Annotated in this window: 8 protein-coding genes and 1 pseudogene; 3 read left to right on the top strand and 6 right to left on the bottom strand. The window is 68.9% G+C overall.

Annotated elements, in window-relative coordinates:
• Positions 1-2,945 (bottom strand): annotated as a pseudogene (locus PGN37_RS00275) (multifunctional oxoglutarate decarboxylase/oxoglutarate dehydrogenase thiamine pyrophosphate-binding subunit/dihydrolipoyllysine-residue succinyltransferase subunit); the annotation flags it as partial.
• Positions 2,946-3,189: 244 nt separating this feature from the next.
• Entirely contained in the window at positions 3,190-3,933 is a 744-nt protein-coding gene (locus tag PGN37_RS00280; protein ID WP_335329027.1) for a hypothetical protein, read from the bottom strand.
• A gap of 154 nt (positions 3,934-4,087) precedes the next feature.
• Here PGN37_RS00280 and PGN37_RS00285 point away from each other — a divergent pair, with 154 nt between their 5' ends.
• Positions 4,088-5,365, top strand: a complete 1,278-nt coding sequence (locus PGN37_RS00285; RefSeq protein WP_442932798.1) for a multidrug effflux MFS transporter — start codon at positions 4,088-4,090, stop codon at positions 5,363-5,365.
• A 66-nt stretch (positions 5,366-5,431) separates the two neighbouring features.
• Positions 5,432-7,060 carry an MFS transporter gene (locus PGN37_RS00290; protein WP_442932807.1) on the top strand — a complete coding sequence of 543 codons (1,629 nt, stop codon included), beginning with the start codon at positions 5,432-5,434 and terminating at the stop codon, positions 7,058-7,060.
• On the opposite strand, the gene PGN37_RS00295 is transcribed toward PGN37_RS00290, so the two are convergent.
• Genes PGN37_RS00295 through PGN37_RS00310 form a run of 4 tightly spaced genes read right to left on the bottom strand, consistent with a single transcriptional unit; the run spans position 7,057 to position 13,842 of the window.
• Complete coding sequence (locus PGN37_RS00295) at positions 7,057-8,448, bottom strand: NAD(P)/FAD-dependent oxidoreductase (protein WP_442932799.1); 1,392 nt, start codon at positions 8,446-8,448, stop codon at positions 7,057-7,059. The two genes, PGN37_RS00290 and PGN37_RS00295, sit on opposite strands and share 4 nt — an antisense overlap.
• Before the next feature lie 28 nt (positions 8,449-8,476).
• Positions 8,477-9,835, bottom strand: coding sequence for an FAD-binding oxidoreductase (locus PGN37_RS00300; protein ID WP_335329029.1), 1,359 nt, complete (start codon positions 9,833-9,835; stop codon positions 8,477-8,479).
• Positions 9,832-13,248 carry a TM0106 family RecB-like putative nuclease gene (locus PGN37_RS00305; protein WP_335329030.1) on the bottom strand — a complete coding sequence of 1,139 codons (3,417 nt, stop codon included), beginning with the start codon at positions 13,246-13,248 and terminating at the stop codon, positions 9,832-9,834. The genes PGN37_RS00300 and PGN37_RS00305 overlap by 4 nt, the downstream gene beginning before the upstream one ends.
• 60 nt (positions 13,249-13,308) lie before the next feature.
• Positions 13,309-13,842 (bottom strand): LppP/LprE family lipoprotein, encoded by a 534-nt coding sequence (locus PGN37_RS00310; RefSeq protein ID WP_442932808.1) that lies wholly within the window; start codon positions 13,840-13,842, stop codon positions 13,309-13,311.
• Positions 13,843-13,948: 106 nt separating this feature from the next.
• Between PGN37_RS00310 and PGN37_RS00315 the strand changes: the two genes are divergently transcribed.
• Complete coding sequence (locus PGN37_RS00315; protein WP_335329032.1) at positions 13,949-15,649, top strand: DEAD/DEAH box helicase; 1,701 nt, start codon at positions 13,949-13,951, stop codon at positions 15,647-15,649.
• Position 15,650: the final 1 nt, after the last annotated feature.

Consider the following 15,650-nt stretch of genomic DNA (forward strand, 5'->3'; position numbering starts at 1 on the left):
AAGCCGACCGCGGCGTACTCCGAGAGCGCCGAGTCGTAGACCATGAACCGGCCGCCGGTCGGGTTGCCGTCGGAGTCGACGGTCAGCAGGTCCAGCGGGGTGAACTCCTTGCCCGTCTTGCGGTCGATGATCACCGAGTGCCGCTGGGTGAACGTGCCGCGACGGGTGTCCTGGCCGGTCATGCGAATCGTCTTGCCCTCGGCCAGGAACGTGCCCAGCGCCATCAGCTCGGCGAACGCCCCAGTCGACCTTGCCCTCGTAGGCCATCTCGCGGCGCTTCTCCAACACCGGCTTGACGCGCGGGTGCACGTTGAAATCCTCGCCGAAGGCCAGGTGCGCGTCGCCGATCCGCTGCAGCAGCGACTTGTCGACCGCGGTCTTCATACCCGCAGGCACCATCTGGTCGGATTCCACCGAGTGGCTGGTTCGACAGCGTGCTTCTCGAGTTCGCGGACCTCGTTGAAGACCCGTTCGAGTTGGCCCTGGTAATCGCGCAGCGCGTCCTCGGCCTCTTTCATCGAGATGTCGCCGCGGCCGATCAGCGCCTCGGTGTAGGTCTTGCGGACTCCGCGCTTGGTGTCGATGACGTCGTACATGTTGGGCTGTGTCATCGACGGGTCGTCGCCCTCGTTGTGCCCGCGGCGGCGGTAGCACAGCATGTCGATGACGACGTCCTTCTTGAACTTCTGCCGGAAGTCCATGGCCAGCTTGGCAACCCACACCGCGGCCTCGGGGTCGTCGCCGTTGACGTGGAAGATCGGGGCGCCGATCATCTTCGCCACGTCGGTGCAGTACTCCGACGACCGTGAGTCGAACGGCGATGTGGTGAAACCGATCTGGTTGTTGACGATGATGTGGATCGTGCCGCCGGTGCGGTACCCGCGCAGCAGCGCCAGGTTCAGCGTCTCGGCGACCACGCCCTGCCCGGCGAACGCGGCGTCACCGTGCAGCATCATCGGCACGACGGTGAAGTCGTTGCTGCCGTTGGTCTCTTCGCCGGTGTCGAGCATGTCCTGCTTGGCGCGCACGATGCCCTCGAGCACCGGGTCGACGGCCTCGAGGTGGCTGGGGTTGGCGACCAGCGAGACCGCGATGTCGTTGTCGCCGAACATCTGGATGTAGGTGCCGGTGGCGCCCAGGTGGTACTTGACGTCGCCGGAGCCGTGCGCCTGCGACGGGTTCAGGTTGCCCTCGAACTCGGTGAAGATCTGGCTGTACGGCTTGCCGACGATGTTGGCGAGCACATTGAGCCGGCCGCGGTGGGGCATGCCGATGACGACCTCGTGCAGGCCGTGTTCGGCGGCCTGGTCGATCGCGGCGTCCATCATCGGGATGACGGTCTCCGCGCCCTCGAGTGAGAAGCGTTTCTGCCCAACGTATTTGGTCTGCAGGAACGTCTCGAAGGCTTCGGCTGCGTTGAGCTTGGAGAGGATGTACTTCTGCTCTGCGACCGTCGGCTTCTCGTGCTTGATCTCGATGCGGTCCTGCAGCCACTGCTGCTGCTCGGGTTCGAGGATGTGCGTGTACTCGACGCCGACGTGGCGGCAGTACGCGTCGCGCAGCAGGCCGAGGACGTCGCGCAGCTTCTTGTGCGTCTGCCCGGCGAACCCGTTGACTTTGAACTCGCGGTCGAGATCCCACAGCGTCAACCCGTGGGTGTTGACGTCGAGGTCGGGGTGGCTGCGGAAGCGGGTGTTGTCCAGGCGCAGCGGGTCGATGTCGGCCATCAGGTGGCCGCGGTTGCGGTAGGCCGCGATCAGTTCGATGACCCGGCGTTCTTGTCCTCGATCGAGTCCGGGTTGTCGATGCGCCAGCGCACCGGCTCGTAGGGGATGCCGAGCTCGCGGAAGATCTCGTCGTAGAACTCGTCGTCGAGCAGCAGCTGATGGATGGTACGCAGGAAGTCACCGGACTCCGCACCCTGGATGATGCGGTGGTCGTAGGTGGAGGTGAGCGTCATGAGTTTGCCGACGCCGACTTCGTTGATGCGTTCGGAGCTGGCGCCCTGGAACTCGGCCGGGTACTCCATCGCGCCGGCGCCGACGATCGCGCCCTGGCCCTGCATGAGCCGCGGCACGGAGTGCACGGTGCCGATGGTGCCCGGGTTGGTGAGCGAAATCGTCACGCCGGCAAAGTCTTCGGCGGTCAGCTTGCCGTCGCGCGCGCGGCGCACGATGTCTTCGTAGGCGGCGATGAACTGACCGAAGCTCATCGCATCGCAGTTCTTGATTGATGCGACGACCAGTTGCCGCCCCCCGTTCTTGCCCACCAGGTCGATAGCCAGGCCCAGGTTGGTGTGCGCGGGGGTGACTGCGGTGGGCTTCCCGTCGACCTCGGCGAAGTGCCGGTTCATGTTCGGGAACTTCTTGACCGCCTGCACGATCGCGTAGCCGAGCAGGTGGGTGAACGAGATCTTGCCGCCGCGAGTGCGTTTGAGGTGGTTGTTGATGACGATGCGGTTGTCGATCATCGCCTTGGCCGGGATGGCCCGCACGCTGGTGGCGGTCGGTACTTCCAGCGACGCCGACATGTTCTTGACGACGGCCGCGGCGGCGCCGCGCAGCACCTGCGTCTCGTCGCCGCCATCGTCCTTGGTTCCTGAGGCGGCCGCTGGGGCCTTGGGCGCCGGCGCTTTCTTCTCCGGCGCCTTCTCGGGGGCTTTGGCCGCCGGTTCCTTCTTGTCAGGAGCCTTCTCGGCGGGCTTTTCGGCGGGTTTGTCCTTGGGTGGGGCCGGCTTCGCCGGGGCGGCGCCGTTGGCCTTCGGCGGCGGCGCCTTGGCGGGTTCGGGCGGGCTCATCGGACCCGACGAACGCGCCGATGAACCGTTTGCGCGCGCCGGGGCACTGGCGGGTGGCGTCGGTGGTGGGCTCGGGGGAGTAGTCGACGAGGAACTCGTGCCAACTCGGGTCCACCGACGAGGGATCCTCGCGGAATTTGCGGTACATCTCTTCGACCAACCACTCGTTCTGACCGAATGGTGAAGGTGAATTCACGGCTGCTGTTCGCCTCAATTCTTCGTTTCCGGCCAGTGCTCCGCGGCAGCCGGCCACCCCTTAATGAACCCGGTGTGCGGTCACCCGCAATTCCGCCGCATCAAGGCTAGCGCTTCAGCGACCGGGGGGACCAGGCAACGTGTGTATGGGTCGTTGTGGTCATTCTGAACACGTCAGCGAACACACGTGTGCCGCCTCAGGAGGGCGGTGCAGGCAGCAGATGCAGCTGCGACGGCCAGCGCGGCGGCGGAGCGCCGAAGGCGTCGCGGGCGTTCTGGACGATCTTCTTCGCCATCATCCGGTTGCCGACACCACCGACGACGGCGCCGATGCCGACGGGCAGCATCTTGCCGAACATCATCGCGCCCCTCTTGAGGGTGTAGCGCTTGACGAAGTACTTCAGCAGCCGGTTGTTCAGTTGCGACACGGCGGGCAGCGGCAGGGCCGCGGCTCCGTCGGACAGCCAACCCCCGCTGGTGCGCCCGCGACCGAGCAGGTCGGCGATCGCGCCCTTGCTGTCGTCGCCGACGAGCACGGCCAGAACGAGCGCGCGCCGCCGCTCGCGCTCCTCGGCGGGCACGCCGTGCACTTCGGCGACCGCCAGCACGAACACCGCGGTGGCCTCCAGGAACACCACGGTCTCCCCGGCCACCGCGGACATCGCGACCAGAGTGCCGATGCCGGGGAAGGCGGCCGCGGAGCCGACCGCCGCGCCGCTGGCCATCACCGCGGCCATGTAGTGCTTCTCCAGCTTGGTGATGATCTCGGCGGGGCTCGCCCCCGGGTTGCTCTCCCGCAGTCGGCCGACGTAGGCGCGCACCGCCGGTCCCTGGACCCGCGCGCCGCGCTCGATGATCTGACTCAGCGCCTTGGCGGCAGCGCTGGGGTCGTCCTCGTGTAGCGCGGGCTCTTTGCTCTTCGCCCGTAACCATGCACTCATCGAACGGCCTCTCGTCGAGTGGACTTGTTCCCAGGTTAAGCCCTGTTGACACCCAGAAAACGAATGACGACTCGGCGAGGGTGCCGGAAGGTGACGGCGGTCACTGTTCGCCGTGAGGGGAAGGATTTATTGGGAAGCGACGCTAACCATGTGCATGGCAGTATCCCCTGATGTGGACCTGACGCCGCTCGACACCACCCGTGGAGTGGCTCCCGAACCGGCCGCCGATGTCGCGACAGCTCCCAGCCGCCTGCGCATGATCGTCGTGCTGGGCCTGCTGGTCGCACTCGGTCCGCTGACCATCGACATGTACCTGCCGGCGCTCCCCAGCATCGCCGACGAGCTGACCGTCTCCTCCTCGGTGGCGCAGCTGACGCTGACGGGCACACTGGCCGGCCTCGCGCTGGGCCAGCTGATCATCGGCCCGCTCTCGGATTCGCTCGGCCGCCGCAAGCCGCTGATCGGCGGGATCGTGCTGCACATGTTGGCGTCACTGCTGTGCCTGTTCGCCCCCAACATCGCGGTCCTGGGCATCGCCCGCGGTCTGCAGGGTGTGGGAGCCGCCGCAGGCATGGTGGTCGCGCTCGCCGTGGTGGGCGATCTGTACAAGGACAACGTCGCCGCGACCGTGATGTCGCGGCTGATGCTGGTCCTCGGCGTGGCGCCGGTGCTCGCGCCGTCGTTGGGTGCGGCTGTGCTGCTCCACGCGTCCTGGCACTGGGTGTTCGCCGCTCTGGTAGTCATCGCCGCCGCGCTGCTGGTGATGGCTGTGCTGGCTCTTCCCGAGACGCTGCCGGTGGCGCACCGCCGGCCCCTGAGAGTCGGCGGTATCGCCCGTACCTACATCGAATTGCTGCGCGACACCCGCTTCGTGATCCTGGTCGTGGTGGCCGCACTGGGCATGTCCGGTCTCTTCGCCTACATCGCGGGTGCCTCGTTCGTCCTGCAGGGTCGCTACGGTATCGACCAGACGGCGTTCGCGCTGGTGTTCGGGGCGGGTGCGATCGCGCTGATCGGGTCGACCCAGTTCAACGTCGTGCTGCTGCGCCGGTTCTCCCCGCAGCAGATCATGGTGTGGGCGCTGACCGCGGCGTCGGTGTTCGGTGTGGTGTTCGTCGCGCTGGCGGCGGCGCACGTGGGCGGGCTGGTCGGCTTCGTCGTGCCGGTGTGGGCGATCCTGGCGGCGATGGGTTTGGTGATCCCGAACGCACCCGCGGTGGCGCTCACCCGGCATCCGGATGCCTCGGGCACAGCCGCCGCGCTGCTCGGCGCCTTCCAGTTCGGCCTGGGAGCTGCCGTTGCGCCGCTGGTCGGTGTGCTCGGCAACGACGAACTGGCGATGGCCGGGGTGATGGCCACCGGCGTGGTGGTCGCTCTGGTCGCGCTGTTGTCGACCGGTGCGCACCGGGCGCCCGCGCCCGACTTGTCGTGACACGTGCCGATCCGTAGCGTCGGCGCGAACCGTTTCCACACCTGAGATGGCTGAATGTCTTCCACCATGCTCGATTTCGTGACGCCACGCGCGCGAGCGGCGAACCCCTGGCACGCGCTCTGGGCGCTCCTCGTGGGCTTCTTCATGATCCTGGTCGACGCGACGATCGTCGCCGTCGCCAATCCCGCGATCATGTCCGCCCTCGGTGTCGGATACGACGCCGTGATCTGGGTCACCAGCGCCTACCTGTTGGCGTACGCGGTGCCGCTGCTCGTGTCCGGTCGCCTCGGTGATCGCTACGGGCCGCGCAACGTCTACCTGGTGGGCCTGTCGGTGTTCACGCTGGCCTCGCTGTGGTGTGGGCTGGCCGACACCATCGGGATGCTCATCGCGGCTCGGGTCCTTCAGGGTGTGGGTGCTGCGCTGCTGACTCCGCAGACCCTGTCGGTGATCACCCGGACGTTCCCCGCCGAGCGGCGAGGTGTCGCGATGAGCGTGTGGGGCGCGACGGCGGGGGTGGCCACGCTGGTGGGTCCGCTGGCCGGTGGCGTGCTGGTCGATCACCTGGGCTGGCAATGGATCTTCTTCGTCAACGTGCCCGTGGGGGTGCTCGGTCTGGTGCTGGCGCTGCGGCTGGTGCCTGTGCTGCCCACGCAGAGCAAAGGCATCGACGTGCTGGGTGTGGCGCTGTCGGCCGTGGGCCTGTTCCTGATCGTGTTCGGTCTGCAGGAGGGGCAGGCCCACGCCTGGGCGCCGTGGATCTGGGCGGCCATCGGGGTGGGGGTCGCGGTGATGGCCGTGTTCGTGATGTGGCAGTCGGTCACCCGTGGCGAGCCGCTGATCCCGCTGTCGATCTTCGGTGACCGTGATTTCTCGATGTCGAATCTCGGCATCGCGACGATGGGTTTCGTCGCGACGTCGATGATCCTGCCGCTGATGTTCTATGCGCAGGCGGTGTGCGGTCTGACGCCGACGCGCGCGGCGCTGCTGACCGCACCGATGGCGGTGGCGACGGGTGTGCTGGCGCCGATGGTCGGCAAGATCGTGGATCGCGCTCATCCCCGCCCGGTGATCGGGTTCGGGTTCTCCGTGCTGGCCATCGCGCTGACCTGGTTGTCGTTCGACATGACTCCGACGACGCCGATCTGGCGGCTGGTGGTGCCGCTGACGCTGATGGGCGTGGGAATGGCGTTCATCTGGTCGCCGCTGGCCGCGACGGCGACGCGCAACCTTCCTCCGCATGTGGCTGGTGCCGGCTCCGGGGTGTACAACACCACCCGCCAGGTCGGCTCGGTGCTGGGCAGTGCGGGCATGGCCGCGTTCCTGGCGTCCCGGTTGTCGGCGGAGATGCCGGGCGCGGCCGGTGGTGCGGGTGCGTCAGAGGGCGGCGTCGGGCAGCTTCCGGGCTTCCTGCACGCCCCGTTCTCGGCGGCGATGTCGCAGGCGATGCTGCTGCCGGCGTTCATCGCGCTCTTCGGCGTGGTCGCCGCTCTCTTCCTGACGGGCGGGGTGGCGCGGCGCCTGGCGCCGCCGGCCGATAACGAGACCCGCGCCGACACCGACCACGCCGACGATGACTGGGTCGACGACGACGACTACGTCGAGTACGTCGTCGACTGGGAGCCCCGCGAGCCCGACACCGACGTGCTGGAGCGGGTGACCGACAGCAGCGGCGGCCGGCACGCGCGGGGTTAGCCGCGCTCCATCAGCGCACCCAGCTGTGCGTTGGTCGTGGTCAGCGCCGTGGTCAGCGCGCTGAACGCGCGGTCACGCACCCGGACCTTCTCACCGAAATCGGGGAAGAGGTCGCGCAGCACGTTGAGCCGAGAGACCTTGAGCCAGTCCATCAATTCGGGATCCTGCAGCCATCTCGCCTGAGCGGTGTTGTCGGACAGCAGAATTCGCAACCAGTCCACCGGCGCATCGGGATGCGGGATCGGGGCGCACAGGTCGTTGCGGACGTCGTCGTCGCCGTAGGCGGCCTCCACGTGCGCGATGAACGCCGAACTGAACACCTGCTGGCACCCGCGCACGCTCTGCAGTGTCATCCGAGCCCCGTCGAACACCGGAACCGATGGCGGGCGCGGCAGTCCTTGCGTCGTGCAGTCCACGTACAGCGACGGGGCGGAGGTCTCGATCTCGCCGTCGCGCAACACGATTCGATCGTGTTCGGCGCGCTCGAGGTGACCGAGCCGCACCACGTCGTTGATCAGGCGCAGCTGTTCGAGCTCGCCCTCGGACACGATCGCGCAGTGGTACATCGTCGGGGTGATGGCGGGGTCGAGCCGGAACAGGGTCGCGTCGGCCTCGAGCCGGATCAGCAGATCGTCGACAGAGGTGGCCTCGGCGATCGCCGCCATCCGGGAGGCGATCGACTCCCGCATGGTCTTGACGAACTGGTCGCCCGGCTGGATGTTCGCCCGGTTCAGCAGCCACGAGTCGCGCGGCATGATCCACCGCAGCTTCTCGGGCCGAACGCCGGAGCGCATCAGCCACAGGCAGCAGTCCATGCCGGTCTTGCCGCCGCCGACGATCGTGTAGTGCTCGCGTCCCGCGGCGCGGCGGGGCAGGTCGTTGGGGGTGACGACGTCGATGCCGTCGGCCACCGAGAACGGCGCCGAACGCATGGACTGCACCACGGTCAGCAGATAGGTCGCGTCGACGACCCGGCGGCGCACCGTCACCTGATGCTCGGTCCCGTCGAGGGTGCGAAACCTGTTGTCGCCCAGGTAGTGCGAGGACGGGAAGTACGACAGCCGGCCCGTGGGCAGCATCTGGTGGCGCATCACCTGGTCGTAGTAGGCGCACACCTGATGACCGGTCGCCAGCTCGAAGAAGCCTTCGTTGGGACCTGAGTCGTCGATCCAGTCCTCGTTGCCCAGCGCGAGAGAGTTCACGCCGTAGTAGGCCGAGGGCTGGTGCAGCCGCACGAACGGATACACCCAGTTCCAGTGCCCGCCGGGCTGGTGGTTCTCGTCGACGAGCACGATCGTGGCATCGGTTTCGGTGAGCATCGTGTCCACGAACGCCATCCCCATCGCGCCCGCGCCGATCACCAGGTAGTCGGCCTCGATGCTCGTCACCGCCGCCACGCTACGTGACGCGTGCCGCTCAGCTGAACAGCACCGCGGGGTTCAGATACCCGGTGGGGTCGAAGGCGGCCTTCACCGCCCGCATTGCCGCGATGTCAGCCTCGGTGCGCGACATCGCAACGTAGTCGCGTTTGCGGGTTCCGACGCCGTGCTCGGAGCTGACGTTGCCGTCGTGGCGCGCGATCAGCGCCATCATCGCGGTGTAGAGGGCGTGCTCGGGTTCGCCGGTGAGCGCGCACCGCACGATGTTGAGGTGCAGATTGCCCTCGCCGACATGTCCGAACAACACCGGGATCGCGTCGGGCGCATGGTCGGCGATCAGCGCGACCGCCTCGGCCGCGAACGGTGTGATCGACGAGAGTGGCAGCGAGACATCGAATTTCAGCGGTGGACCGTAGACGCCGAGCACGTCGGCGACCGCCTCACGGACCTGCCAGAGCCGCTGCTGGGCGCTGGCGTCGACACCGACCGCGGGCTCGCCGCTCAGGTCGGCGTTGTCCAGGGCGTCGGCCAGTCGTTCGGTGAGGTCGGAGTCGCCGGCCAACTCGATGAGCAACAACCAGTCACCCGCGACAGGGGCCGCGACGCCGACGTGCTCGGCGGTGAGCGCGCTGGCCCGGGCGTCGATGAGCTCGAGCGCCGCGATGCCGTCGGCGTCCCGGAACACCCGCGCGGTCGCCAACAGTGCGTCCAGGTCGGCGAACCCGCAGACCGCGGTCACGCGGTGGCGGGGGGTGGGGTGCAGCCGCAGGTCCAGGCCGGTGATGACGCCCAGAGTCCCTTCGGCGCCGACGAACAGCGACGCCAGGTCGTAGCCGGTGTTGTCGCTGCGCACCTGGCTGTGCCGGTGCACGATCGACCCGTCGGGCAGCACCACGTTCAGACCGAGCACCTGTTCGCCCATGTTGCCGTAGCTGACGGTGCGCAAGCCCCCGGCGTTGGTCGACGCCATCCCGCCGACGGTCGCCGAATCGCGGGCGGCCAGATCCACGCCGAAGATCAGGCCGGCGGCCGTCGCGGCCCGCTGCACCTCGGCCAGCGTCACTCCGGCACCGACGTGGACGCGTCGCTCCACGGTGTCGACCTCGTCGATCTCGCGCAGCCGCTCCGTCGACAACAGCACGTCGTCATGCTCGGGCACGGTGCCCGCCACCAGTGACGTCCGACCGCCCTGCACCGTCACGCTCACCCCCGCGTCGCGGCATGCGGTCAGCACCGCGGCGACCTCGTCGGCGGAACCGGGCCGCACCAACACCGCGGCTCGGCCCCGGTAGCGCCCGGTGTAATCGGTGCTGCGGCCGCTCAGCACGTCGACGTCGGTGCTCACCTGCGAGGCGCCGACGATCGCCGCGAGCTGTTCGGTCAGCGCTTCGGTCATGGGCCCGGTGTATCACACGACGAGAGCGACAGGAACGCGCCCAATTCGACGAGGCGGTCGGGCGTGCCGGGCAGGTACTCGGTGAGCTGCGGTGAGCGCACGACCACCGCGAGGTACTTCGCCCGGCTGATCGCCACGTTGAGCCGATTCCTGTTGAGCAGGAACGCGATTCCGCGGGGTACCTCGTCGATCGAGGACGCCGTCATCGACACGAACACCACCGGCGCCTGTTGACCCTGGAACTTGTCGACCGTGCCGACCCGGACGTCGGCGAACCCGGCCGCGTCCAGGTGGCTGCGGACCTGCACGACCTGCGCGTTGTACGGGGTGACGACGAGCACGTCGTTCTGGCTGAGCGGGCGGGTGCCGTCCTCGTCGGTCCAGTCCACCCCGAGCAGGTCGCGGATCGCGGCGACGATGGCCGCGGCTTCCTCGGGGCTGTCGGTGACGTTGCCGTGGTGCTCGACGGCCAAGGTCCGGATGCCGGGTGCGACGCCTGCGAGCCGGCGCGCGGCGGTCACCGGCTCGTGGGACTGCAACCGGTTGTCGTAGGACAGGCGTGACACGCCGCGGCACACCTGCGGGTGCATCCGGTAGGAGCAGTGCAGGAAGTATCCGCGTTCGGGCGGCAGGGTGTGGTGACCGTCGACCAGCCACGCCAGCGCCGAGCCGTCGACCGGCTCCGGGTGGGTGCCCTGGCTGACCTGCGGCAGCTGCTGCGGATCGCCGAGCAGCAGGAGGTTGCGTGCCGAGCGGGCCACCGCGATCGTGTTGGCGAGGCTGAACTGGCCGGCTTCCTCCACGACGAGCAGGTCCAGCGAGCCGGCGGGGACACGACGGTCGTTGGCGAAGTCCCATGCGGTACCGCCGATCACGCACCCCTCGTGGTCGGCGACGAACGCCGGGTAGTCCTTCTCGTCGACGTCCTGCCACGGTGCACCCGCGGACTTCTTCTTGCCTACCCGCGTGCCGTCGACCCCGGCCGCGAGAATCCCGGCGAAGAGGTTCTCCACGACCGCGTGTGCCTGGGCGACCACGCCGATCCGCCAGCCGTGGTCGTTGACCAACCGGGCGATGACCTGGGCGGCGGTGTGCGTCTTGCCGGTGCCGGGCGGGCCGTGCACGGCCAGGTAGGAGGCGTCGAGGTCGAGCAGCGCGGCCGTGATGTCGTCGACGACGTCCCCGGAATCGGGGAGCGCGGCGCCGCTGTGGGTGCGTGGTGCCCGCCGCAGCAGCAGGTCGGTCATCGCTGCCGGACGCAGCCGCGGCAGCGCACCGGCGACGTCGGCGGCGGTCGCGGCGATCGACTCGGCCAGCGGCCGGGTGCTGATCGGCGGACCCGGCGTGAGCGCGAACGGCACCTGGCTGAACACGTCGCCGTCCTTCGGCTGCCGCTCGATGACCGTCACCTCGCTGGGGGCGTCGACGTTGTCACACTCGACCACCGAGACGGTGGCGAAACCGCGCCGGTCGGGGTCGTCGGTCAGGCCGGCCGGTGCGGGCGGGTCGTAGAGCGCGTACATGTCGCGGTCCAGGTCACCGTTGGCGATCTCACCGCGAAGAACGATGCGGCGCTGCGGCTTCCGGGCCCGTGGCGGCTGGTGCCAGTCCTCGACGATGGCATGGTCGTCGACGAGGAACACCCCGCTGGCATCGGCCCACTCCTCGACGGGATTGTTCACCCGATCGAAATGTCCCCACCAGAACGGCTTGTCCTCGCGCTGGTGAAAACCCGTGGCGGCAGCGATCATCGCGACGGCCGTCTGCTCAGGTGTCCGCAGCTCCACGCCGTCGCCGGCGAACTTGAGCAGCCGCCGTTCGACCGCGTCCGGCTCGACAGCCTGTGCCGCGGGGCCCTCGACCGGCATGGGACCGCGGGGCGGGACCCCGGCTTCGATGGCGCGCGCGACGAGCCAGTCGCGCAGGCGCCGCGTCGAGCGGCAGTCGTAGCGGTTGTACTCCTCGATCTCCTTGAGCACCGTCGCGGCGTCGTCGTCGTGGCCGGCGTCCCGCAGTTCGCAGTAGCGGGCGTATTCGGTGATCGACGCGGTGGCCGTGGTGACCTCACCGTCGCGCAACTCGTTGCCCATGTACAGCGGTTCCAGGCTCTTGATGCTGTAGTTCTCGGTGCCGACCCGAATGCTCTTGCGCACCAACGGATACAGATCGACCAGCACGCCTTCGCGGAGCAGCTCGTCGACGTCGCGCTCGCCGACGCCGTAGCGGCCGGCCAGCCGCAGCAGCGTGCTCTTCTCGTAGGCCGCGTAGTGGTAGATGTGCATGCGGGGGTAGCGGCGGCGCCGCTTACGCACCATGTCGAGGAACGCGACCAGCGCCGCGCGTTCCTCGGCGCGGGTGTGTGCCCACAACGGCGAGAACTCGTCGCCGACGGTCAGCACACCCCACAGGTATTCCAGTCCCCATTCGTGGCCGTCGACGGTCCACAGCGGATCGCCCTCGAAGTCGAAGAAGAGGTCACCCTTGTCGGCGTCGGGCAGCACCATCAGCGGCTGCGGATCCACGACGCGGTAGGGCGGCTTGCCGTCGACCCGGTCAGCGAGCTGCAGGCGGGCCTGGCCGGTCAGCGCGCCGACGGCGCGGGGGGCCAGGTCGGGCACGGCGCCCTCGTGGGCGGCGAGCTGGCGCACGGTCGTGATGCCGGCGTCGAGCAGCCGGGCGCGCTGGCTGACCCGCATGCCCGCGACCAGCAGCAGATCATCGTGGGCGCGGACCTGCTCCTCGCAGTCGGCGCAGCGGAAACAGGCGCGCACCGACTCGTCCTCCCACGTCACCGGGAGGCCGCCGGCCTCGTGCCGGTCGAGCAGGTGCTGCAGGGCGGCGCGGCGGGGTCGGTACACCGGCAGCAGCTCGTCGACGGGGTAGCTGACCGTCGCGCCGTCGCCGAGGACGAGATCGACCTCGGGTGCGACGGGCACACCGGCCGCCGCGAGCGTGTCGACGTAGGCGGCCAGCTGCAGCAGGGCCTCGACCTTCACCGAACGCGCGAGCTTCGTGTCGCGCAGGCGATAGCGCGGCCCATGGTCGGACTGCTCGAGCAGGAGGAAGTCGGCGAACCCGACGAACCGGCCGTCGAACATCGCGGCCTGGTAGATCACCGGCGCCTGCCGCTCGATCGCCCGAAGCGTCTGCTCGGTCGCCGCGGTCAGCCCCGCCAGCGTGTAGTCGGGCCGCCCGATGACGGTGATGTCGGCCTCGGCGCGCAGAGCATCGAGGTGCCTGCGCTCGTGCTCGTCGCCCAATTCCGATGTGCGCGCGAGCATCTCGTCATCGCCGGCGACCGCCGCGCTACGGCCGAGTTTGACGTCGAACGAGCGCAGCAGCGCGTACTCGCAGCGGGCGGCCGCGGCGAGATCCGAGGCGCTGTAGACCACCCGGCCGTCGATGACGAACACGCCGCCACTGTAGGACAGCCCACCGACGCCTCACGCCGCCGCGGAGCCTTCGCGCACCCCTCAGCGGGGCGTGTTGCCGATCAGTTCGACTCCGCTGCCGTTCCAGCGGAACTTCACGATGCTGTCCAGCCCGGGCATGCCGCCGGAGTACTTCAGCGCGACCGTGTCACCGGTGGTGCCTGCGCTGTCGAGACCGTTGAAGCCGTAGGTGTCGGGCACGCCGGTGGGGATGAACTTGCCGCGGTGGAACAGCACGGCGCGGGTGTTGGGATTCTGCGAGTTGGTGTTCGCCTTGACGATCACCGCCGACAGTTGCGCGCACTCGTTGTAGTTGCCTGCCACCGGTTCGGGGCTCCAGGACTGCTTGCTGCGCGGGTCGCGGGGGAGCTCCGACACCGCCCTGGCGATCTCGGGGGCGGCGAGGTCGGTGGCGCACGGGTCGGCGGCGGGCGCGGGTCCCGGCGGCGGCCCGGCCGGAGTCACGGTCGGCGCGGGTGCGGCCGAGGGGGCCGCCGATGCCGTCGGACCCGGCGTCTTCGACGCGGTCGAGTCGCCTGAGCCGCAGCCCGCGAGGACGAGGGCTGCGGCACCCATCACTGCTGCCCACTTCACAACAGGCGACCGTACCGGCACCGCCGCGACACCTGCCACGAGGCGCGCGGCAGGACGGGGGCGAAAAGGGCACTAGACTGCCACCACGATGACCTCCTCGGAAGCGACCCCCGCCAGCACGGATCTGCCAGGCGATACGACCTTCGCCGACCTGCAGATCCACCCCTCGGTGCTGCAGGCGGTCAGCGACGTCGGTTACGAGTCGCCCTCGCCGATCCAGGCTGCGACGATCCCCGCGATGCTGGCGGGTTCCGACGTCGTCGGGCTGGCGCAGACCGGCACGGGCAAGACCGCCGCGTTCGCCATCCCGATCCTGAGCAAGATCGACACCTCCAGCCGCGCCACCCAGGCCCTGGTGCTGGCGCCGACCCGTGAGCTCGCGCTGCAGGTGGCCGAGGCGTTCAGCCGGTACGGCGCCCATCTGAACGTCAACGTGCTGCCGGTGTACGGCGGCAGCTCCTACGGGCCCCAGCTGGCCGGCCTCAAGCGAGGCGCCCAGATCGTCGTCGGCACGCCTGGCCGCGTGATCGACCATCTCGAGAAGGGCACGCTCGACGTCAGCCACCTCGACTACATGGTGCTCGACGAGGCCGACGAGATGCTGCAGATGGGGTTCGCCGAGGACGTCGAACGCATCCTCGCCGACACGCCCGAGTACAAGCAGGTCGCGCTGTTCTCGGCGACCATGCCGCCGGCGATCAAGAAGATCACCGCCAAGTACCTGCACGACCCGGTCGAGGTCACGGTCAAGTCGAAGACCCAGACCGCCGAGAACATCACCCAGCGCTACATCCAGGTCTCGTATCCGCGCAAGATGGACGCGCTGACCCGGCTGCTCGAGACCGAGCAGGGCGACGCGATGATCGTGTTCGTCCGCACCAAGCAGGCCACCGAGGAGGTGGCCGAGAAGCTCAAGGCCCGCGGGTTCGCCGCGGCGGCGATCAACGGCGACATCCCGCAGGCGGTGCGTGAACGCACGATCAACGCGCTCAAGGACGGGTCGATCGACATCCTGGTCGCCACCGACGTCGCCGCCCGCGGCCTGGACGTCGAGCGCATCTCCCACGTCGTGAACTTCGACATCCCGCACGACCCGGAGTCCTACGTGCACCGCATCGGTCGTACCGGCCGGGCCGGACGCTCCGGGACAGCGCTGCTGTTCGTCACGCCGCGCGAACGCCACCTTCTGGGTGCCATCGAGCGGGTGACGCGCCAGAAGCTGGTCGAGATCGAGCTGCCGTCGGTCGAGGACGTCAACGAGCGTCGGGTCCAGAAGTTCCGCGATTCGATCACCGAGGCGCTCGCCGCGCCGGGCATCGAGTTGTTCCGCACGCTGATCGAGAACTACGAGCGCGACCACGACGTGCCGATGGCCGACATCGCCGCCGCGCTGGCACTGCAGAGCCGCGACGGTGAAGCGTTCCTGATGACCGAACCGCCGCCGGAGAAGCGCCGCGAGAAGAAGGACCGCGCCGATCGTCCCGACCGTGACGATCGCGGTCCGCGCAAGCAGCGGGAGCGCCGCAGCGACCTGGCCACCTACCGCATCGCGGTCGGCAAGAAGCACAAAGCCATGCCGGGTGCGATCGTCGGCGCCATCGCCAACGAGGGCGGCCTGCACCGCAGCGATTTCGGCCACATCGCGATCAAGCTGGACTACTCACTGGTGGAGCTGCCGGCCAACCTGTCGCGGGAGACGCTGAAGAAGCTGGAGAACACCAAGATCCAGGGCCAGCTGATCCATCTGGAACCCGATCGCGGGCCAAAGGCGCGCCGCAAGTCGCACTAGC

The sequence above is a fragment of the Mycobacterium kyogaense genome, assembly GCF_036946525.1.
In the GTDB taxonomy this organism is placed as follows: Bacteria; Actinomycetota; Actinomycetes; order Mycobacteriales; family Mycobacteriaceae; genus Mycobacterium; species Mycobacterium kyogaense_A.